Here is a 19,387-nt window from a genome sequence, read left to right as displayed (position 1 = left end):
GGATAGTGACCAGGTAATGTGGCGGATACTAGGTTACGAGTTGGTAAGTTGTAATGGAAAGCCGGCAATAATGATGACAAAACAACACGCGCATGTTCGTCTTTTCTGCCTCATTTTTTGCGGGTCGTGTACCAGAGGGCGCCAAAAACGGCAGTCGCGGCAAGAGGTATCAAAAATATTAAAGAAGAACTTCCTTCTGATGTGCCTCCTCCGCCATTGGGCGGGCCAAAAACATCTGGATTGCCTGGAAAAAGTGGGGGCGTCACGGTCTCGTTTTCGGTACTGGCCGAGTCGAAATAGGAAGCGACCCTGCAATTGACAATCACCGACGTATAGTTTTCAAGTATCCGTTTTGCGCCGTCATAGTCATGAAGTAGCTGCAGCATCTTGGCCGCCTTTTCCAGGTCCCTGTAGACTGATGCCTTCTCTACATTCTTCATGTCAGAGCACGTCCATAACGCATTCTTGGCGTACTCTATTTTCGGTTGCAGGTCTTGCTCCCTTGCATCCTGGGTTTTCATCAAATTTCCAAACCAGCCGTAGGTGTTGGTAAAGCCGCCTAATAGCGTGAAACCAGCGCTCAGTAGAGTAAAGGTTGCAAGTGCTTTCTCTGTCTTGCCGCGCGAGGTTTTTGATGATGCCGTATATGCAGATAATATTATGCGTAATCTGTTATTTTAAGAACCAAGGCAAAAAATTCTAGAAAAGAATTTGCTAACGCCGTCAAAAAAAGCGCAAAAGGCGCAGGCTGATCCTCAAGGTTCCTGTATGTGGAGGATCTTGTCGTCGCCGGGGTTGGGTATTGCCCTGCCGTCGCGGTTTGAGGTCAAAAGGTACAGCGTGCCGTCAGGTGCCTCCACCACGTCGCGTATCCTGCCGTAGCTTGTCAGGATGTTTGTGGTGGTGTTGTTCTCAAGGTCCACCTTGCGCAGCTGCATCGCCTTGAGCGACGCAACGAGCAAGTCGCCCTTGTAGCCCAGCTTGTCAAAATGCGCTATCGTCATGCCCGCCGGCGCAACGGCGGGGTTGAAGCACATCACCGGCTTTTCAAACCTCTTGGCGTCGCATTCCTCCACAGGCCATCCATAGTTTTCACCCGGCTTTATCAGGTTGATTTCGTCATTTCCTGATTCGCCGTGCTCTGTTGCGTACATGTTGCCCTTCAGGTCCCATGCCAAGCCCTGCACGTTTCTGTGGCCGTACGAGTAGACTGGCGAGCCTGAAAACGGGTTATCCTCAGGTATAGAGCCGTCCGGGTTTATGCGCAGTATCTTGCCTGCAAGCGAGCCGGCGTTCTGCGCAAGCTCGGGCTGCTTGGCGTCGCCTGTTGCAATGTATAATTTGCCGTCAGGCCCAAACCTTATCCTGCCGCCGTCGTTTCTGTCTGCCGCTGGTATCTTGTCAAGCACGACCTTGGAATCGATAATCTTGTTGTCCTTTTCCGTCAGCATCACGACCTTGTTAAAGACCGCCGTGCCGTTTGTGTACGTCTGGTAGATGTAGAGCAGGTGGTTCTGCGCAAAGTCGGGGTGGAGCGCAAGGCCAAGCAGGCCGGCCTCGCCCTGCTGCGCCACGTTGATGTACGCAGCAGGGTCGGAAAGGAGCGTGCCGTTTGCCGAAACGACCCTTATCGCGCCGGACCTCTCGGTAAAGAACAGCCGGCCGTCCTTTGCGACGTCAATAGCCCACGGGACGTTGAGGTTTTCTGCCACCACCTTTATGCCAGAGCTGATCCCTGTGCTGTTCTTGCCGCCAGACGACGGCTCGGGGATCGGGATGGTAGTCGAAGAGGGCGTGAAAAAGATTGTAGCCACGGACGCGATAATGATTGCCACCGCCGCCACAAGCGCAAGCCTCCTGTCCCGCTCCATATACAGAAGGGGTTTGGGTGGAGAAGGCTTAAAATGTAATCCTTCGTCTTTACCATGATGAAAGTTTCTGACATCATGGTTGCAGATGTTGCAAGCGTTGCCTCGGAAGACCCAGTAGCCAAGGCGTTCAGCGTCATGATTGACAGGTCGATTAACCAGCTGCCGCTGGTAGACGAGGACGGCCGTTACTCGGGCATGGTGTTTGCCAAGCACCTCCTCTCTTCAAGCGCCCCGCCTACGTCAAAATTAAAGAGTTATGCAGTAAAGACGCAGGCCCTGCGCCCGGACGAAGACGTCGAAAAGGCGGCCAAGATGGTCCTTGGCAGCGGCAACAGGGCGCTTCCGGTCGTTGGAAACGGCGGCAGGCTAGCAGGGATTGTCAGCGAGACTGACATAGCCCAGACTGCCGACTTTGGGCACGCAACCGTCGACGAGGTGATGTCCGGCGCCATCGTGATCGAAGAGGACACTCCCCTTGCCGACGCCATGTCAAAGATGCGCCGGTACAACATTTCCCGGCTTCCGGTGATCAACAATAAGGGCCTCCTTCGCGGGGTAGTCAACATACTTGACGCCGCGTCGATAGTCGCAACCCCCAAAGAGCGCACGAGCAAGTCTGCCGCAATCACTGGCAGCAAGTCGAGGGTGCAGGGCGACGTGAAGGTAAAAGACATCATGCGCAGGGCGGTGTCCGTAGAGCGCGGGACGAGGATGAACGAGCTTGCAGAGCATTTCAAGCGCAGCGAGGAGGTTGTGGTCGTAGGCGACGGCAGGCCGATGGGCATCGTGACGCCCAAGGACGCTCTGGAGCTCGTGCTCCCCAAAAAGGATGGGCCGGCCATCCACATGGCGCACCTTGAAGACGACCGGGACAGGCGCGAAATCGAAGATCAGCTTTTGAGGTTTGTAAAAAAGATACAGGGCAAGCTTGGCGACATCCAGTCCGTGGTCGTGTACGCCGACAAGCACAAGACCCGGAAATACTCTGTCAGGTGCCGGCTCATAACTGCCAAGGGAGTGGTAAACGCCAAGGCGGTAGGCTATGACCCGCTGAGCGCGTCCAAGGAGCTCATCGAGAAGCTTGACAGGCAGATAAAGACCGAGCACACGCAAAAGGTCAAGGGCAGGCAGCACCGCGAAACTGCAAGAAAAGTGGAGGCAGAAGAAGAAGTGTGATAGGCGCGGACGAGGAGATTTGAACTCCTGATCGCCCGAAGGCGAATCGGCTGTCCAGCCATGAATGACTCAAGGCCGACGCATTATTGTGTCTCGCGTAGGGAGAGACCACTCTGCCACGTCCGCGCAATGCAATCCTCTTGCCTGCCTACTTTTATACGTTATACGCAAGGCGGGCCAAAGGTGCCCGTTCCACAGTAGGAAAGTGCAAGCGCTACTACACACGCATACAAAAAGCCAACTCTTTTTTGCAGAGGCGACGATATACTATTACGTACATGCAAGATAATCACAGGGCGCACGCCAAGAGCGGTGGCCATGAAAAGACGGGGCATGGCATGGACGACGGCAAGCACGGTGCTCACGGCAGAACTATGGTAAAAAACTATAACATCAACCTGCAATCCGACCCTGCCACTCCCGAGGCGGGAAAACCAACCAAGCTTGCTCTGGTTGTTACAGAGCAAAGCATTGGCGATCCAATCACGGAATTTGACGCTGTGCACGACAAGCTGATGCACTTGTTCATAGTCAACAGGAATGACCTTTCTTACTTTGCCCATTTGCACCTGCAACTGGATAACAGCAGCGGGATTTTTACCGTCACTCACACTTTTCCTGAATCCGGAGAATACAAGGCGTGGGCCGACGCCAAACCAAAGGGCGGCGCATAGTTCCTTGCCGCCTTTCGGTTAAGCGTCGCAGGCCAGCCCATTCACATATTCGTAGAGCCTGCGCCGGACAGGGATTTTGTGAAAAAATCAATCGAAGGGGACTATCAGGTTCGCATCAAACTTGCCGAAAAAGTCACTGCCAACCGTGACACAGACATAACGTTCGAGCTGGCTGACGCAAAAGGAACGCCAGTGCATGACTTGGAGCCAATTATGGGAGCCGGCGGCCATTGCGTGATCATCAGTGGCGATGCAAAAGAGTTCCTCCATGTCCATCCGGTTGAACAAGTTGGCTCTACTTGGCGCGGTGGGCCGCAAGTAACCTTTATGGCAAACTTTCCAAGGCCGGGCTTGTACAAAATATGGGGGCAATTTCAGCGCAAGGGAGGCACAATAACAGAATCTTTCACTGTAAGAGTCACTGACAATAGTTGAAAAGGAGACTTATTGGTTGGCTGGCCTACTCGACTTCTCCGTAATGCACGGTTCTTACATGCTCCTCTCTTTCCTGCAAGTCGTCAAAGGAGAGCTGGCACATGTAGCATGGCCACCTGTACTTGGAATGCCTCTTCTCTGGCTTTGCCTTGAACGCACCTGCAAAATACTTTGAAAGGGTAAACGTCATGCCATGATAACGTGCATAAAATATTTAACAATTGCTAAGAGAATAGTAATATTGTCGTACTCGGATTCTATCATTATAAAAAATTACGATATTCACGCTTCATCTGTATATTTTTAGAAAATACAGACTTGCAAATTACGGCGAGATTACTATCGGCGCGTCAGCTGCCAGTGTGATCTCTCTCTCGAATTCCTGTAGTCAAACTTCTGTGCTTGAAAATCTTGCTGCTTGCTTGGATAAACCCTAACGTTTTTGAAATCGCGGACGATTCTGCCATCTGCAAAGGATATCACTTTACCTCAACAATTGTCATGTCCTCTTTATTTTTTGTCAAATTAAAATAGTCGCGAGCGACTTTCTTTAATCGTGGTCGGCTATTTCGATAACGTACGGGTTCTCCCTCCGTGCAAAGTGTGCGGAAGCGGCAAAGTAAAGAAGAACGATGTCAAGATCGACTGGTTTGGCAACATGAAAGGGGAATGGATCTGCGAAAACGACCATAGAAATGTGTTGAAATAGCAAATCTGTACAAGATACTTACTTTAGAAGAAATGGCAGAAACGTACAAACGCGTCCATGACAAAAAAAGCGCCAAAATACGGTCGGAGCCAGACAAGTTCTACAATGACAACGATGCATTTCCTCCCGGCCTCAACCTGGTCCCTGATCGCGCCGTTGGCCGTACGACGTGGGAGGCCTTTCTCCTGCAACAACAGCGTTGTACGCAACCGGCCCGTTGATTTCAGAAAGATTATTCTATCTGCGCCCTGAAAATGAAAAAGAGATGGAGAGCAAGCTACTTACTTCCACTCCCAGCCTTTGGAACTTACATTTCCTTCCATGTCGCCCTCGTGCTCAAAGACGACTGCGACGTTGTTCAGCGGCGCAAGTGAGCCCTTGGACTGCGTGCTCAGGTAGATTGCTCCTGCAAACCTGATCTTCCCGTTCTGGACGAGCTTGCCCATGCCGTTTCCCTTCCAGGTGACCATCTGGCCGTCGTTGGACATGACGCAACCCTGCCCCTGGCCGTACATCGAGCCGTCCGGCATCATGGTCGACGTGTACGTGCCCATGTTCACCCCGTCAACTCCTTTGACCTTGATTTTCGTTTCAAACGACACTTCCATCGTCGTTGCATCCAGCACCCTTCTGCCCGTCACTTTGCCCTTCTCATCAAATACGAGATCGCCTTGCATAAAGTAGAGGTATCGGCGGGATTGATTTAAGGCGTACTACGCCATGTTCTATTGACTCTTTCAGGGGGCCGTGTCATGGCTCATAACAACAAAAACGTATTCGTGAAAGTTTATTGGCGATAAAATTCAAAGTGGAAGCAAAGAAGAAGGTGTTATTATTATGGTGCAGCCGCAGGGTGATGCCGTCGTCGTACTGCTTGGCGTAGTTGCGTTTGGATTACTGCACGGCATGAACCCTTCCCACGGCTGGACGGTTGCAGTGCTGTATTCTGTCAAGAGCCGCCGGCCAGTGCTTGCCGGCGTTACAAGTTCGAGCATAATTGCTGGAGCCCACTTCCTGTCATCAATCGCCGTGGTAGTGGCGTACGTCTTTTTTGCCGCGTTTGTATAGATACCTGACTCTTACCTGAATTACGCAGTCGCCGTAGCGCTAGGAATATTGGCGTACATGTTCTGGAAGGAAAAAGGCGAAGACTTGAACGAAACTCAGCACGGGCACCTGCATAGCGATGATGATGATGGTGGTGACGGAAAAACAGGGCAGGTAAAAGAAAAACAGGAGGAGGAGCACGCGCACGTGCACTGGCACAAAGGCACCGGCTATCATACACACCTGCACGTCCATCAGAAAAGGACGGCGCCCACTCTGGCTGCGATCGCCGGCCTTGCACTGGTACTGGGATTTGCTCACGAAGAAGAATTTGTCATCCTTGCGCTGGCCGTTGGCAGAGTCAATCCTGTCCTGTTGATGCTGTCGTACGCAACTGCAGTAGCCGCAGCCCTGATAGGGGTAACCGTACTGGCCGTTAAACTCTATGCGCGCATCCAGCACAAGGTTGTTCAATACACAAAATACCTGCCAAAGCTCAGCGCGCTCGTACTGGCTGCCATGGCCATAGTGTTTGCGGCAGGGCTGCTCTAGCAATGTAAATCTAGATTACAGCTTTTCCTTTTCCGTTTTGGCAAGAATTTTTTTGTTGCTGTTGTTCTTCTTCTTTTCTGATAAAGATCTGACGAGTCTCTGCAGCCCCCTTCTTGCCCGCGACGACCTTTGGTCTGGAATGGCAATTTCGTCCACCTTGATTGTCAGCTTGAGCAACTTGCCTTTGTATCGAAACTCGCAAGTTGACGACGGTGAACCCTTGTCGTTATCCTGGTAATAATATCCGGCAGCCTTGTGCCGGTATCCTTCAACCTTTCTTGCCAGTCCAGCCCTTATCCTGTCAGCCTGGTATTCGGAGATAATTAGATCTCCAAGTTTATCTTCAAATTCGGGGTTCCTTTTTGTCCAGCCCTTTTCCTCTTGATCATCATCGAAAATATCGCTTTTTGGCATAGAACAATTCCTCCGGCAAGAATAACTCCTGCACTTGAGGCGGGAGGAATTCGACCTCCAGCGATCCTTTTCCAAGCGCAAAATCCCTCAAAAAGTCGTCGCCGACTATCCGCGCCAATTCTTTTACCGGAAATACGTAGAGATGGTCCACCCACGAAGGGTGCGAGGGCCTAACGTACTTGTGATCCTCTGTGAGCTTTAGCGTAAAGTACCATGCCAGCCCTTCTCTCAGCTGGTGGGTATGGTCCTTGCTTATCACGCCATGTATGAGCTCGTGCAGGTAATGGCCGTATCCTGCCGAATCGTGCCTGATGATAATCTCTTCAGCGTAATAGTCCGTCAGCCCGACAGAGTTTATGATGACGCGCGGAGGAGCCTTTTGCATGCTGCTGATGATATTATCATTATCTTCGCCCACCGCCTTTCTTTTTCCTTCCCTTGATATCACTTGAACTTCCATCTCCCAGCTTCCGTAGCAGATTACGATGTCAAACGAAGTCACCGCGCCAAAGTACCGGGCTATGGCCTCGTTAGCCAAGGAAACGAGCGTCAACACCTTTTGCCTTTCGTCAGAGACGATATTTTCTGTAAGAAAGATTATGCGGCTGCGCTTGTTGTTGTTATTATCCAACGAGTCGTGCGTATGGTAGACCACCGATCCTTCTCACCTAAATATCTTTTCGACAGTTGTCGCAATATTTTCTCGCTCATCAAATAAAAGATTCATGGGTACATTGGACGATTTTTTGATTATCCATGGCAATTGAATTGTGGCGTTCGTGCCAGCCTGTTTCTTTCGTTAAAAGGTACAAAATCCTTTACTAAAAGGCGTAGTATGAGCAAGATCTCGGGTAACTATATTACGTGTCATAGGTTCTCAAGGGTTAAAATAATTCCCTGCCAATCTTACGCATGTCAGCAACAAAAAACTTTCTCAGCAAGAAAGTGATTGTAGTTAGCATATTGGCTATCGGCGCAGTGTCCGCAATTTTGGTGGCATCGTCGATGATAGCACAGGCAACTGCACAGCAGCAACAACAGCAGACAATGATGTGGATGCGGGGAGCAGGCCAGGGAACGATGATGACGACGATGCCTGAGATAAAAGGGTCGGTAAGCGTCGCAAACGAAACAGCAGGATTTATCAGCGAAAATCTCAAGGTGCCATTTGACGCAGCGGCCAAGACTGCACAGGAACAAGTGGCTAATGGGACCGTGCTTGGCGGGCACGTGGGCGTGGTGCAAGGATACCTCGTGTACACGTTCTTTGTGGTAGACACGTCAAACCAAACAGCAGGGCATCTGGTCATAGTCGACGCAGGAAACGGTCAGGCGCTCTACACCTCTGAAGGCCATCCTCTGGGTTCGTCATTTGGTCCAATGTCTGGACATTGGGGAGGGGGGCCCGGATTTGGAGGATGGTGGGGTGGACCTTGGAAAGGGCACGGATTTGGCTGGGGAATGTGGCACTAGCCACACCACTGTCTCCCTTTTGTTTTGAATTGTTAAGGAGGCCCGGTGAAAATAATAAACCAGAATAATCAAGGCTCAAGACCGCAGGATCTACGCGCAGCAAATTGTTGCGAATACTGCTACCAGCGAAAAGCCGAGATATTCCAGGTGACAGGCGACTATTGCCTGCAGTGCTGGCAGGACGAGACGCATCCAAACGTCTGATATGTATTGTCAGAGTGTTATTCAACAGAACTATAGCTCTGTACAAATCCCTCCTTGCCCTCGATCTAAAAATCGGTTCTGCCCTGCACCAGCCTCTGCCTTTTATGAGAGAATAAACGGCCGATGATAAATTGACGATACTCTTTTAGGCTCTCGGCGGCCATTGATAGACTGCATATGGAGTACAGGCTTGCCGACAACTATGCAAAGCCGATGCAGGAAGGAGAGGTCGCCAAGCTCCTGAACCAGCCCGGCATCCTGCGAATCGCCATGATTGACGCACGCGATGGCACGCCTCTGGTTCATCCTGTCTGGTATTACTACGAAAATGAAAAATTCTTTCTCACCGTCGCCGCTGGCGGGCCCAAGGCCCGGTCGCTCAAAAAGAATCCCAACGTCTACTTTCTTGTGGACGTGGCCGACAACAGCCAGCAGCCTTACGGGGTCCGCGGCAAGGGGAGGGTCAGAGTCATCGACGATCCGGAATACGCCGCAAAGGTGACAGCCCGCAACGTGATGAGGTACATGGGGTCTGTCGACAGCCCAGAGGCAAAGACCCTGGTTGAAAACGCCAAGAGTTCAAGCGTCATCGAGATCACGCCGCTTTACATGGCAACCTGGAAGTACTAGCGGAGAATCGCAGGTCGGCGTACGCGTTACAAAAAGATCTTTGTTCAACAAAAATTTCTTTACGTGCTCTAGATAAAGATGTTAAAAACAGCACCGAGCCGGCTCTTTCTTGTTTGTTCCGACCTGCCGTAGAATGCGAGCATCATTACAGCACCTGCACCAACGACTGCAAACATCATGTAGATGGGGCTGCTGGCGCTGATTTCAACACATGCGTCGCCCACGGTGCAGCAACCGCCCTGCGCCTGGCAGCCATGACCATAAGCCAAACCCGTATTATTGCTAATAATGACAACGGCAGATGCAATGAAGATGGTCATGCCCAGTGCAAGCACGCGCATGAACTGCAACATATCATGATATGCAGATGATTTAGATAAAGTTATACCGGATGTTTGATAGAGCAAACAGCTTTGGCTTTGAGGGAGAAAAGACTCGTACTAATTCTCATTATTATGGCCGCAAGAGCGGCTTGCAACAGTATATTTTGCTGGCTGTGAAGTATTAAAGAATACTGAGTTCTTGTTATAGAATGCGTGCAGGGTTGCTCCTTATGCAATGCCTAAATAATTCGCTCGCCCTCTGATTCCTGTACGAAAAATACAGCGTGCAGCCGGCAACCCTTGGCCATCATAATCCTGTCGGCTCTGGCCTTATCGCGGTAATACCGCCCATTGCCGGGCAACCCCGGCGCGACCCGCTTGAAATTGCGTTTGTCTACCCGTCTTCGCCTCCTCAGCCCCGCCCGGTCATCGGCGAAGCTTATTACTTTGTCATTGACATACTTCTTTTATTACTCTCTATAATATCGGGCATTGGCCTTCTGAAACGCCAGAGATGGGCCTGGTTTTCTGCGATAGGTCTGTTTGCGCTGGTCATCTTTGTACATGTTGCAGCCAGCATAGCGGTTGGGCCAGATGAGGCAGGGCAGGGTTTCATAGGCACGTTTGACAGTTCATACGGCCGACTCGCGTCCATTGCGATCAGTCTGACAGGATTCTACCTGCTATCGAGACGAGGCGTCCGAAACTATCTAAACAACAAGACCATTACATGGAGGCGACATTGAGCCGTGCATCATTCATAAAATGAAGGCTTTGGCGGCGTTCAGTTATTCAACAACAGCACTGACAGGAGAAAAATTCTGCAAGATTGACTGGACTGATTATTTTTGTCCCCAGTATGCTTTCTTTAATCCTTCAATGTCAATCTTTTTCATCTGAAGCATTGCCTGCATGACTCGCTGCGATTTTACAGGATTAGGGTCGCTTATCATCTCGCCCAAAATGGTGGGGACGACCTGCCAAGAGACGCCATATTTGTCTCTGAGCCAGCCGCATTGTTCGATTTCTCCACCCTTGGAGAGCTTCTCCCATAATCTGTCTATTTCTTGCTGCGTCTTGCAGGTACCAGTAACGATATTGCTGGAGTGAAAGTAAAGGGGTGTTCTCGGTTGCTGTCCAATGCCATAAAGTCTTGTCCGTCAAGAGAGAACGTGGCGTGCTTGACGGTTCCTTCTGGCTCCTCTTCGCCTGCGCCATAGCGCTCTATCTTGACGATTCTCGAATTCTCAAACAGCGAGACGTAGAAATTCATTGCTTCTTCGGCTTTTCCATTCCGCTCTCTTACAAACATCAAGAATGGAGTGATTTTTTGTTGTGTGCTATTTGCAAGGTTCAACTGCCAAGAGACGCCAAACCTGTCATTTATCCAGCAAAACTTTTTGCTGAACGGGTACTCGTCCAATTCCATAAGGACCATCCCTCCTTCGGACAGCTTCTTGTAAAGCCTGTCAATTTCTTCTTCGGTATTGCAGCTCACAAAGAACGAAACGGCTGACGTGAATTTGAAAACTGGGCCGCCGTTTAACGCAATGAACCCTTGTCCTTCAAGCTCAAACGTCACGGTCATCACCGTCCCCTTTGGCATTCCGGAGGCTTGCGCCCCTGCTTCTCCATAAGGGGCGATGGTCCCGATCTTTGAATTTTTGAAAATAGAAGTGTAGAATTTAGCTGCTTCTTCGGCTTGGTTGTCAAACCACAAAAACGGGGTGATTTTTTGCTCGCCTGCCGTCAGGTGCTCGGATTTTTTTGGCAAGCAGGGTTTGGCGTTGTTTTGGATGAATTTGCCCGTGATGAATCTTTGTTGTTGTTTGCCATGCTATTGTTTTCTCCTTGTGTGTTATTATTAGCAGTTTGTCGTAAATAGCATAAAAGGCGTTGCGCCCCAAACGGAGTTTTTCTGCTAGTGTCGCAGAGCATATTAGAATGGATATCCTGACCGATATTGGCGTCGTGAGCGACAAAGTAGGCGCGTATCAGTACCTTGCACTGCTGCGCGGCATTAACGTGGGCGGAAACAACGTTATCAGAATGAATGATTTGACAGCATGTTTTGAAGAGATGGGGTTTGCAGATGTGGCGACCTATATTCAAAGCGGCAATATTCTGTTCAGGACCGATGAGCAGGACAGGGCAAGGTTGACCGACAAGATTGAAAGAGTTTTGTCAGATACATTTCATTACAATTCGCGGGTTGTCGTCATCACGCACAAACAACTGAAAAGCGTGGTAGAGGGTGCACCCCGTCAGTTCGGTAAAGATGCCACGCGATACCGATACGATGTAATCTTTTTGAAAGAGCCTCTCACGGCGAAAACTGCCATGAAAAGCGTGAGTGTCAGAGATGGTGTAGATAGTGCGTATGAAGGAAAGAGTGTACTCTATTTTTCGCGCCTTATAGCGAAAGCAGCTCAAAGCCGCTTGCCAAAAATCATCACGCTTCCGGTTTATCAGAACATGACCATACGAAACTGGAACACCACCACAACGTTGCTCGCTCTGATGGACAAGAAAGTAGCGGTGAAATGAGAAACACTATGAAAAAGAATTCCAACTTCAGACAGTGACTATTATGTTGCAACTATATCAACAACGATAATCGCTTGGACCTATAACTTAACAATGTCTAGGTTGGATGACCTCAAATCCTATAACTACCGAGATGTTATATCAGGAGATGGCTGTATCTTTTTTCAAAGCCCAAACTCTAGTTTCTGATGCCAGTTTGCTAATTGCAAGACTAGCCGCTTTCCGCAATAAGGTCTATCTTGTCTGGCAAGAAGGTGCAAAGATCGATCCTAATAATAGTGCTAGCACTCGATCAGATGAAGAAAAGCTGGATGCAGAGATTAACGCGCACTCTGCGATCAAATACCGGATTAGCAGTGACTATGGCAATGTTTTCGGCGAAATGGCAACCCTCTACCAATGCAATATTGCGCAATATGTCCCTCCAGCAATGGAGATGTCTCCTGCCGGCAGAGTCTTTCTTGCTTGGGGAGATGGAAACAAAGAAGCCACTGATTCCGTCGTCTTTTTCTGCAGGAGCAATGATGATGGCTCTGGCTTTGAGGACCCTGTAATTATTAACAACAAGGATGACTCGGAAAGCAAAACTACAGATTCTTCTGCCGCTACCACCATCAGTAGCCGCAAAGTCAGTGCCGAGTCCAAGACTGAAGGAGTTACGGAGTTTGATGAAAAGAGGAAGGAATTCTTCAGAAGAGGGTACCTCGTACCACGAGTCAAGCTTGCTGCTGCAGGAGACAATGTCTACATTTTCTGGTCCGAGACGAAAGGCCAATTATACACAGATGTAGAGTACCGACTCTTCTTTCGCGCAAGCAATGACGGCGGAAGGACCTTTGGCAGCAAAAAGATCATTGGGACCACCACAGTCAAAGCCTCAGAGTTCTTGAGAATGTTTCAAATCAATTTAACCGCATCTGGCGACGAAGTGTACATGATGTGGGTTCAATTTACGCCAGTTCCCGGCTACATGTTTTCGGGCCGGCCTAATCCCTTGAAAGCTTATGTGGCAATTAGTCGAAACGCAGGGAAGACACTGGAAAGAACGATCGATTTGTCTGAAGACACGATTGTCGTACAAGGGGATCGGCAAGAGAATAAAGATGATGCTAGTGGTGATAGAGTCGGCAGAACAAGAAGAAGCGTATTTGAAAAACTTCCATTTGAGATCGTCGCAGCCGGTGAAGGAGTACTTTACATGGTCCTGATCGGCCACGAGAGCTATGGCCAACGTGACTTTTTAGAGAGTCTGATGCGATTTAGGCCCTCGACGGAAGGAGGCAAAACGACTCCTGTTGCGTCAAATGCGGCAAACCCAAACCTGCTCGACATCAACCTTCCTATCTATTTTGCAAAGAGTGTGGATTACGGGTCATCTTTTACGAACCCGGTGTACTTGGAAGACTATTCTGCTGGGATTGATGATACATATTTGCTGCGTTCGGACAAGGATGTGCATGTAATATGGAGAGCTGTCGCACAGGGTGGAGTGTTGATGTCGCGTACCAGTACTGATGGTGGAAAATCCTTTCAGCCGACAGTTCAGATTCCCAAAATCAAGATATTCCATCCTACCGGGTCGCCCTCAAACAGTGGAGCCATAATTACTAGTCCAAATGGCCGTATCTTTATTGCGATGAGAAAAGATATTCAATCAAGGCTCTCTAAACCTCTAGAACCGGATTCAGAGATGTTCTTTTCTGCAAGCTTTGACGCCGGGATGACCTTTACCGATACAACAAGACTAAGTGAAAATCCCGGTGGCGACTCGGTACATAATACTTGCGTCTATCCTTCAATTTATTCAGTTAATGGAAAATATGTCTATATTGCGTGGTCTGAGATACAAAATGGAAGCTCTTTTTCTCTCAAATTCAGGAAAGGTATTATTCAGTGAGATCAAATCCAGCTTGCTTCAGAATATCGCAATGACTCGCCTTGTTTAAAATAATAGAGTTGAGCACATGACTCAATCTCTAGGTGGGAGCAAACCCCTACAGACTCGTACACTGAAATGTTAGATAATTTGCAACAAATACCAGCGACCATAGATTGTTCATGGATGGCGTCGATGCAAAAATCAACAAAATGCACAAACTGAAAGTATACGCGGGTCCAGAGGAACTAGAATTTAGAAAAATAAGGGTTCGGGTTCCAATGAGTTCGTAGACATGGAGTAAAAACACTATCCCCCTCCCCACGCTCCTCTTTGTACGCGTAGTCTACATTATGACGCAGAGTAGGAAATGTTGGAGATTCCTTAAAGCTCATAACGCAAGTCATAATGGTGCAAATGACTGTTCGAAGACAGAAAAATCATTGCAACGTGAAACTTGTGAATATGACTCTGAATGAATGAACGAATACCGGAAATGCATTGTAAAGGAACATAGCAACCCTGAAAGCCATAATAAAAAATGAAGAGTGCTTAGCCATTCACCCCAGTTGGACGTAACGACGCAGCTATTACTTCTTAACAACAGTAAAGTCTGCTGTCGCACTCTTGCCTTTGTCGTCGCTAACCTTTATCTGATGGTTGCCGTCTTTTGCGTCGTTTGGAATCTTTAAAGTAGCCGTAAAGCTACCATCATCCTTTGTAGTTACTTTGGTGTCTGCCGGGAGCTCCTTGTTGTCAACGCTGACGCTCAAAGGGCTTTTGGCGCTAAAGTCAGTACCAGTGACGGTAACGATACTCCCGGGAGCATCTGAATTAGGTTGTAGTTTAATTGCAGGTTGCTTTTGCGTGGTTGCGGCGGCAGTGTTGTCGCTAGGTGCTACCAGTCCTCGAACTGCTATTGTGCTCAAAAGTGCAACAGTCACCATGGCTGCGAGCATTGCAGTTTGTCTTTTTCCAATTTTCATAATTTTGTTCGACTGAATCTAATACTCAATAGGATTAAAGAGTTTAGCAGAAATTATGCGATAGTTACCTATATCCTATATTAAATATAGAGTAGGAGAATTAATTGTATACATATCTGGCAGAAATCTGCAAAATCAAACAGAGTTGGAAATTCATAAGAATCATCTCTTTGCTATAATAGAAATGATATCTCGACTGTTTATTGCTCGATTAACTTAGTTGATTGGAAGGAAAGCAATTTGGTACGTTTCTAAGCACGAACTGACTGTCGATATAAAGGGAATAATCCTTCCATGCTCACTTTTGTGCCGCTTTTTTGCCTATGCTATAGGCTAGTTGGTGCGTACTCTAATAACCTGATAGAATCATTCTCCTATAGTTTGATTAATCATAGATGGCTTTGTCTCAACAAGATTGGCTAAACCAGCTTCAATAATGAAGAAGGTAATGCGTGTTGGTATTTCACTCGCGCTTGGTGCCATAGTAGTTGAAATTGTGTCTGCAATTCTTTTGCCAGCAGTTGTATCACTCGACAATGAAGCAGCAACCTATTCTGCGGTAATTTTCACGCTTCTATCTGGAATACCTGTTGTCGTTTTGGCATATCGCATACTAGGTCGTTATGCATTTTTCAAAAAACCAACTACTACTATTACTTGAATAGTGAGGGTTAGTTGCTTCGCAAAAGCTAAAGCTAACCAAATCATTACCTTAGTTATAATGACGGTAGCAGGCCAAAAGAACCACTATGATGTCAAGCTACTCAGGCTATGGCATCTCTTCATATTGGTAAAACATTGTTCATGGATATTATTAGGAACAATGTATGGCCCAGAGGGACTCGAACCTCTAGCTAAAGTCGTAGCAGCGTAGCATGAAATTAGTTCTTTTATTCTCTTGCGTGGTAGCACAAAATATTATGCGACTGAAATTGTTCATTGTAAATACACTGCTGCAAGAAATTATGCGCAGCCCTGCTCAAATTATGCATTTATGCACGCTCAAAAAACAACCCCATGCAACTTCTTTCGTCCAATTTTTATATGCGTAAAGCGATCGAAGTATCGTGGGTAAAAGCGAGCAGCAACTCAAGTCCATTTCAGTGCTTGTGCCCCTTGAAAGGGTGGAGGCAAGCCTGTCAGAGATCGGCTTTCTGCTGCAGGACTCTGCGACCGTTGTTGCAGACGGCAAGTTCTGGAAGCGCTTGCTGTACGTGCGCGGCGACGAGACGATAAGCGTCTCTGAGGAGATCGGCGACGCGTACCCCAAGGACCCCATTATCACTATCTGCGGTTCCAAGAGCACGATAACGCACGTTGTAAAGGGCGTGGGTGGTTAAATAAAAAATGCCGCTGTACGAATGCAACGAGCACCAGTTTGTAGAAAACCTCCGGCGCCTGCTTGAGGCTGGGGAAAAATTTATCGTAAACCGCCGGACGACGATGCACGACGACGCCAAGTACGGCCCCGCTACACTGCCCGAGGAAGAGTTTGCCCGGTACGAAACGCTGTGCACCCGAAAAGCGGTCAACTCGACCGTCTATGCAAAAGTGCCGTTCATCGACGTATACCACGGCGGCAGAATGCACGACGCCGAGGAGAACCTGCACTCGTCTACGGCGCTCAAGTTCCCAAGGATGTCTATACCGTACTTTCGCATAGAGTATTCCGTAAACGTGTGGGGCGGCACATACTTTTTTGCGTTTGACGCGCTGTTCGACCCTGAAATAGTGATTGAAAAGAGGAGCGGAAGGAGGCTTGGCAAGGGCGCGCTCGTGCACGTGCTGCGGTACAACCCGCCCAAGGAGCAGGTGCTTTCGGTAAACCTGCCAAAGGGAGTGGTGGTGCTTGACGTCAAGCACATGGTTCGTGTGATTGATCACACGTCAAATTTCTAATGCGATTTTAGCCACGCAAAAAAGGCTTCAAGCGAGTTGGCAAACGGAAGCGCCCTGGCGTTTTTTGCGTTGTAGCCAAGCAGTATCATCCTTGACTCCATCCTTTGCTGCAGCGACGGCGGCAGCTGGTATTTTTTTAGCGGGCCGAAAATCTCGAAATAAAATTCCTGCTTGTAAAACGCGACATGCTGCGCAAAGCAGTCTGATAATATGGTCGGGTCGCCGGCCACGCGCTCGTTGATTTCTTCCTGTTTCAGCCCGCGGCTGTCAACGGCTATTTGCAGCATGCGCTTTGTATAGTTTTCACGCGTGAACGCGGAATCTAGCCTGCCAGGCATCGACGCGTACATGCGGATGTCCTTTGCGGCCTGCTCTACCGTCCTTTTGGCAAGGTCCCTTGCCTCTCCCACTTCAGAGTCGCCGTGCACGCCGCCGTCCTTGCCAAATATGAAAAACGCCCCTATAGTCTCTTCTCGTTTTATGTACGGAAAGTCGGCCTGCCCTGCGATAAAGCGCGTTATCCTTGATGGGATGTCGGCAGGCATAAAGAGACCCATGTACGAGTCTGATAGGACGGGCAATTGCAGCAAGAATAACGCGCCCGGCGTGATTTAATCTTATTATAAAGAAATGAAAAGAAAGAAAGGAAAAAAGGCTTTTGTTAGCCTAGTGCGCGTGCGGCGGAGCCTGTGAGCTCTTTGACAGCGCCTCGTTGAAGGTGCCTGCAGCCTTTTCGTGGAATTCCAGGTTGCTCTGGTCGACCTTGACTGCCTGCGGCGGGCACACTGAAACGCACGCCATGCACCATATGCAGTCGTGCTCCCTTATCGGGTCTGCCTTGTCGGTGTAGTCCTTGCGCTCTTCTTTTACCGAGCTTCCTGTTCCTGCAAAGGTCTGGTTGATGGCCTCTTTTGCCGGGACGTCGTGCTCTGTCCTGTACCACTGGTACACCTGGACCGGGCACGCCTCTATGCAGGCGCCGTCAGCGACGCAAGAGTCCCAGTCGATTGCGACCATCGTGCCACTCACGCCCAGCGGGACCAGCTCCTCGCCGTGCGACTCGTAGGCGTGCTTGACCTCCTCGTTCTCAGCGGCCTCGGCTACCTTGCCTGGGCCCCAGAAAAAGTGGAAGTGCTCGCCGTCAGAGTGGTTAATCCTTCCAATCACTTGATGATTCCGCGGAAAGTCTGGATCTATCGGCATTTTTACTCTGCAAGAGAGAGGGTTTCAAATATTATATAAACTGTTTGCGGGTACGAGCCGTAGTTTGCAACTCTGATCTGTAGCAGCCAGAGAGAGAGAAACACGACGGCGCGAAAAGAAAGCCGCGCACAAAAGCGTGCTGGCCTGCCTGCTTACTACTTTTCAAACAGCACCAAAAGCTGCTTGTCTTGAAGTCTTGCCTTGGCAAGCTTCATGCCCGCGGTTGCCACGGGCAGGGGCACGATGTTTACGATCTTGCCGGCGGCAGTCTTGACGCTCACGGTGAGCGAGTCGCCGTACCGCTCGATTGCAAAGTCGTCCTTCTCTGAAAAGGGCACCTGCACGGTCATGCGTATGGTTGCCGCGTCTTCCTTTTCAAACACGTACGGCTGGCCCCTGTAGAACACCTTGGCAGGGTCCTCGTCCCCGAACAGCTGGTCTCCGTGTTTTGCAAGCATCTCCATGCCCCGAAGTTCCGTCGCGTACAGCTGCACCTCCTTTACGGGAAGCGGGTAAAAATTGGCCTTGGCTTCTTCAACCTTGCCGTGCTGGAAGCTTGCCCACCTGTCATAGTACGCGTCAGACGAGCCGGCCATTATCTTGTTTACCACTGCCATGTCCACGTTTATCCCGTACAGGCTTGCCGACATCAGGGCGCGCTTGGCGTTTTCGATGCTGAACGTGTCCGGGTTTGCCACCAGGCGCAGGCTTGTCGCGTTGCTGTCTCTGATAATGTCTGCAAGCAAGTCGAGCCTGTCGATGAGGTCCATCTCGCTCTGTATGACGCTCCTTGAAGGCGCCGGGATTTTCGCAAGCGGCTGGAACACCTTGGCAAACCCGGAAAAGAGGCCGGCAAGGCCGGTCAACTTGCGGCCAATGCTCCCTACCAGCTTTGGAAAGTAGAGGTAGCGCAGCGCCTCGCCGGACGCCGGCATGTCAAGCACGACTGCGTCAAACTCGCCCGTCTTTGAGACTTCTTGTATCTTTAAAAGGGAAAAGAGCTGCGTCATGCCGGGAAGCATCGCTATCTCGTAGGCAAGAGTCTCGTCGATGCCCTTTGCGGAAAACACGGACGCCATGTACGAAAGTATCGTGTTGTATTGCTTGCTCATCTCTGTCACGGGGTCTATCTGCTGGGCCACGAGGTTATCCGTAATCTGCCTTGGCTCGTACGCCACCTCTGGCATCATGAAAGCGTCAGCAAGCGTGTGCGCCGGGTCTGCCGAAAGGACCAGCGTCCTGTGTCCGCGCCTGGCAAGCTTTAACCCTGTTGCGCAGGACGTGACAGTCTTGCCAGTGCCTCCCTTGCCGGTGTATATGATGAGCCTCAAAGCAGACAAAAATCGACGTTTTAAAGATAAAAAAGTT

26 protein-coding genes, 1 tRNA gene and 1 pseudogene are annotated in these 19,387 nt (G+C 49.6%); 15 read left to right on the top strand and 13 right to left on the bottom strand.

What is annotated here, in order from left to right:
* Positions 1-110: 110 nt before the first annotated feature.
* A complete protein-coding gene (locus NTE_RS14455; protein ID WP_148701654.1) occupies positions 111-521 on the bottom strand; it encodes a hypothetical protein in 411 nt (136 codons plus the stop codon).
* A 234-nt stretch (positions 522-755) separates the two neighbouring features.
* Positions 756-1,871 carry a PQQ-dependent sugar dehydrogenase gene (locus NTE_RS14450; protein WP_148701653.1) on the bottom strand — a complete coding sequence of 372 codons (1,116 nt, stop codon included), beginning with the start codon at positions 1,869-1,871 and terminating at the stop codon, positions 756-758.
* 54 nt (positions 1,872-1,925) lie between these two features.
* Between NTE_RS14450 and NTE_RS14445 the strand changes: the two genes are divergently transcribed.
* Positions 1,926-3,047, top strand: coding sequence for a CBS domain-containing protein (locus tag NTE_RS14445; RefSeq protein WP_148701652.1), 1,122 nt, complete (start codon positions 1,926-1,928; stop codon positions 3,045-3,047).
* A gap of 4 nt (positions 3,048-3,051) precedes the next feature.
* Here NTE_RS14445 and NTE_RS14440 read toward each other — a convergent pair.
* Positions 3,052-3,173, bottom strand: a tRNA-Ser gene (locus NTE_RS14440).
* 152 nt (positions 3,174-3,325) lie between these two features.
* Between NTE_RS14440 and NTE_RS14435 the strand changes: the two genes are divergently transcribed.
* The gene (locus NTE_RS14435) at positions 3,326-3,721 is read left to right on the top strand and encodes a hypothetical protein (RefSeq protein ID WP_148701651.1); all 396 of its coding nucleotides are present in this window, start codon (positions 3,326-3,328) and stop codon (positions 3,719-3,721) included.
* A 78-nt stretch (positions 3,722-3,799) separates the two neighbouring features.
* Complete coding sequence (locus NTE_RS14430) at positions 3,800-4,156, top strand: hypothetical protein (protein WP_148701650.1); 357 nt, start codon at positions 3,800-3,802, stop codon at positions 4,154-4,156.
* A 25-nt stretch (positions 4,157-4,181) separates the two neighbouring features.
* Here NTE_RS14430 and NTE_RS16805 read toward each other — a convergent pair whose 3' ends face one another.
* Positions 4,182-4,346: a hypothetical protein gene (locus tag NTE_RS16805; RefSeq protein WP_158385627.1), complete on the bottom strand. Its 165-nt coding sequence runs from the start codon at positions 4,344-4,346 to the stop codon at positions 4,182-4,184.
* A gap of 366 nt (positions 4,347-4,712) precedes the next feature.
* Between NTE_RS16805 and NTE_RS16800 the strand changes: the two genes are divergently transcribed.
* Complete coding sequence (locus NTE_RS16800) at positions 4,713-4,865, top strand: hypothetical protein (protein WP_158385625.1); 153 nt, start codon at positions 4,713-4,715, stop codon at positions 4,863-4,865.
* A gap of 281 nt (positions 4,866-5,146) precedes the next feature.
* Here NTE_RS16800 and NTE_RS14425 read toward each other — a convergent pair whose 3' ends face one another.
* Entirely contained in the window at positions 5,147-5,542 is a 396-nt protein-coding gene (locus NTE_RS14425; protein WP_148701649.1) for a hypothetical protein, read from the bottom strand.
* A gap of 160 nt (positions 5,543-5,702) precedes the next feature.
* Here NTE_RS14425 and NTE_RS14420 point away from each other — a divergent pair, with 160 nt between their 5' ends.
* Positions 5,703-5,933: a hypothetical protein gene (locus NTE_RS14420; RefSeq protein WP_148701648.1), complete on the top strand. Its 231-nt coding sequence runs from the start codon at positions 5,703-5,705 to the stop codon at positions 5,931-5,933.
* 48 nt (positions 5,934-5,981) lie between these two features.
* On the top strand, positions 5,982-6,464 hold the full coding sequence (locus tag NTE_RS14415; protein ID WP_148701647.1) for a hypothetical protein: 483 nt from the start codon (positions 5,982-5,984) through the stop codon (positions 6,462-6,464).
* Positions 6,465-6,479: 15 nt separating this feature from the next.
* Here the strand turns inward: NTE_RS14415 and NTE_RS14410 are convergent, their stop codons facing one another.
* Entirely contained in the window at positions 6,480-6,878 is a 399-nt protein-coding gene (locus NTE_RS14410; RefSeq protein WP_148701646.1) for a hypothetical protein, read from the bottom strand.
* Positions 6,853-7,533, bottom strand: a complete 681-nt coding sequence (locus NTE_RS14405; protein ID WP_148701645.1) for a hypothetical protein — start codon at positions 7,531-7,533, stop codon at positions 6,853-6,855. The genes NTE_RS14410 and NTE_RS14405 overlap by 26 nt, the downstream gene beginning before the upstream one ends.
* Positions 7,534-7,790: 257 nt before the next feature.
* On the opposite strand from NTE_RS14405, the gene NTE_RS14400 reads away from it, so the two are divergent.
* The 3 genes from NTE_RS14400 to NTE_RS14395 all read left to right on the top strand — a co-directional run bounded on the left by NTE_RS14400 (position 7,791) and on the right by NTE_RS14395 (position 9,185).
* Entirely contained in the window at positions 7,791-8,351 is a 561-nt protein-coding gene (locus NTE_RS14400) for a hypothetical protein (protein ID WP_148701644.1), read from the top strand.
* 45 nt (positions 8,352-8,396) lie between these two features.
* Entirely contained in the window at positions 8,397-8,555 is a 159-nt protein-coding gene (locus NTE_RS16795; protein WP_158385623.1) for a hypothetical protein, read from the top strand.
* 177 nt (positions 8,556-8,732) lie between these two features.
* Positions 8,733-9,185 (top strand): pyridoxamine 5'-phosphate oxidase family protein, encoded by a 453-nt coding sequence (locus NTE_RS14395; protein ID WP_148701643.1) that lies wholly within the window; start codon positions 8,733-8,735, stop codon positions 9,183-9,185.
* A gap of 68 nt (positions 9,186-9,253) precedes the next feature.
* Here the strand turns inward: NTE_RS14395 and NTE_RS14390 are convergent, their stop codons facing one another.
* A complete protein-coding gene (locus tag NTE_RS14390; protein ID WP_158385621.1) occupies positions 9,254-9,538 on the bottom strand; it encodes a hypothetical protein in 285 nt (94 codons plus the stop codon).
* A gap of 254 nt (positions 9,539-9,792) precedes the next feature.
* Between NTE_RS14390 and NTE_RS14385 the strand changes: the two genes are divergently transcribed.
* Entirely contained in the window at positions 9,793-10,254 is a 462-nt protein-coding gene (locus tag NTE_RS14385; RefSeq protein WP_148701641.1) for a hypothetical protein, read from the top strand.
* A 285-nt stretch (positions 10,255-10,539) separates the two neighbouring features.
* Here the strand turns inward: NTE_RS14385 and NTE_RS16990 are convergent.
* Positions 10,540-11,228: pseudogene (locus NTE_RS16990) on the bottom strand (VOC family protein); the annotation flags it as partial.
* A gap of 224 nt (positions 11,229-11,452) precedes the next feature.
* On the opposite strand from NTE_RS16990, the gene NTE_RS14375 reads away from it, so the two are divergent.
* Together NTE_RS14375 and NTE_RS14370 are read left to right on the top strand one after the other, a co-directional pair.
* Positions 11,453-12,055 carry a DUF1697 domain-containing protein gene (locus tag NTE_RS14375; protein WP_148701640.1) on the top strand — a complete coding sequence of 201 codons (603 nt, stop codon included), beginning with the start codon at positions 11,453-11,455 and terminating at the stop codon, positions 12,053-12,055.
* 106 nt (positions 12,056-12,161) lie between these two features.
* Positions 12,162-13,952 (top strand): sialidase/neuraminidase family protein, encoded by a 1,791-nt coding sequence (locus tag NTE_RS14370; RefSeq protein WP_148701639.1) that lies wholly within the window; start codon positions 12,162-12,164, stop codon positions 13,950-13,952.
* A gap of 569 nt (positions 13,953-14,521) precedes the next feature.
* Here the strand turns inward: NTE_RS14370 and NTE_RS14365 are convergent.
* Positions 14,522-14,860 (bottom strand): IPT/TIG domain-containing protein, encoded by a 339-nt coding sequence (locus tag NTE_RS14365; RefSeq protein WP_158385619.1) that lies wholly within the window; start codon positions 14,858-14,860, stop codon positions 14,522-14,524.
* Between the two features lie 493 nt (positions 14,861-15,353).
* Between NTE_RS14365 and NTE_RS14360 the strand changes: the two genes are divergently transcribed.
* From NTE_RS14360 to NTE_RS14350, 3 genes are all read left to right on the top strand, one after another.
* Positions 15,354-15,578: a hypothetical protein gene (locus NTE_RS14360; RefSeq protein ID WP_226987044.1), complete on the top strand. Its 225-nt coding sequence runs from the start codon at positions 15,354-15,356 to the stop codon at positions 15,576-15,578.
* A gap of 406 nt (positions 15,579-15,984) precedes the next feature.
* Entirely contained in the window at positions 15,985-16,257 is a 273-nt protein-coding gene (locus tag NTE_RS14355) for a hypothetical protein (protein WP_148701636.1), read from the top strand.
* A gap of 7 nt (positions 16,258-16,264) precedes the next feature.
* Positions 16,265-16,816: a hypothetical protein gene (locus tag NTE_RS14350; protein WP_148701635.1), complete on the top strand. Its 552-nt coding sequence runs from the start codon at positions 16,265-16,267 to the stop codon at positions 16,814-16,816.
* Here NTE_RS14350 and NTE_RS14345 read toward each other — a convergent pair.
* The 3 genes from NTE_RS14345 to NTE_RS14335 all read right to left on the bottom strand — a co-directional run bounded on the left by NTE_RS14345 (position 16,813) and on the right by NTE_RS14335 (position 19,350).
* Positions 16,813-17,397 carry a hypothetical protein gene (locus tag NTE_RS14345; RefSeq protein ID WP_148701634.1) on the bottom strand — a complete coding sequence of 195 codons (585 nt, stop codon included), beginning with the start codon at positions 17,395-17,397 and terminating at the stop codon, positions 16,813-16,815. The two genes, NTE_RS14350 and NTE_RS14345, sit on opposite strands and share 4 nt — an antisense overlap.
* 85 nt (positions 17,398-17,482) lie before the next feature.
* Complete coding sequence (locus tag NTE_RS14340) at positions 17,483-18,019, bottom strand: 4Fe-4S dicluster domain-containing protein (RefSeq protein ID WP_075055363.1); 537 nt, start codon at positions 18,017-18,019, stop codon at positions 17,483-17,485.
* A 155-nt stretch (positions 18,020-18,174) separates the two neighbouring features.
* Entirely contained in the window at positions 18,175-19,350 is a 1,176-nt protein-coding gene (locus tag NTE_RS14335) for an ArsA family ATPase (RefSeq protein WP_158385617.1), read from the bottom strand.
* Positions 19,351-19,387 lie beyond the last annotated feature (37 nt).

The sequence above is a fragment of the Candidatus Nitrososphaera evergladensis SR1 genome (assembly GCF_000730285.1).
GTDB classification, from domain to species: domain Archaea; phylum Thermoproteota; class Nitrososphaeria; order Nitrososphaerales; family Nitrososphaeraceae; genus Nitrososphaera; species Nitrososphaera evergladensis.
This window is presented reverse-complemented; position numbering and strand designations above follow the sequence as displayed.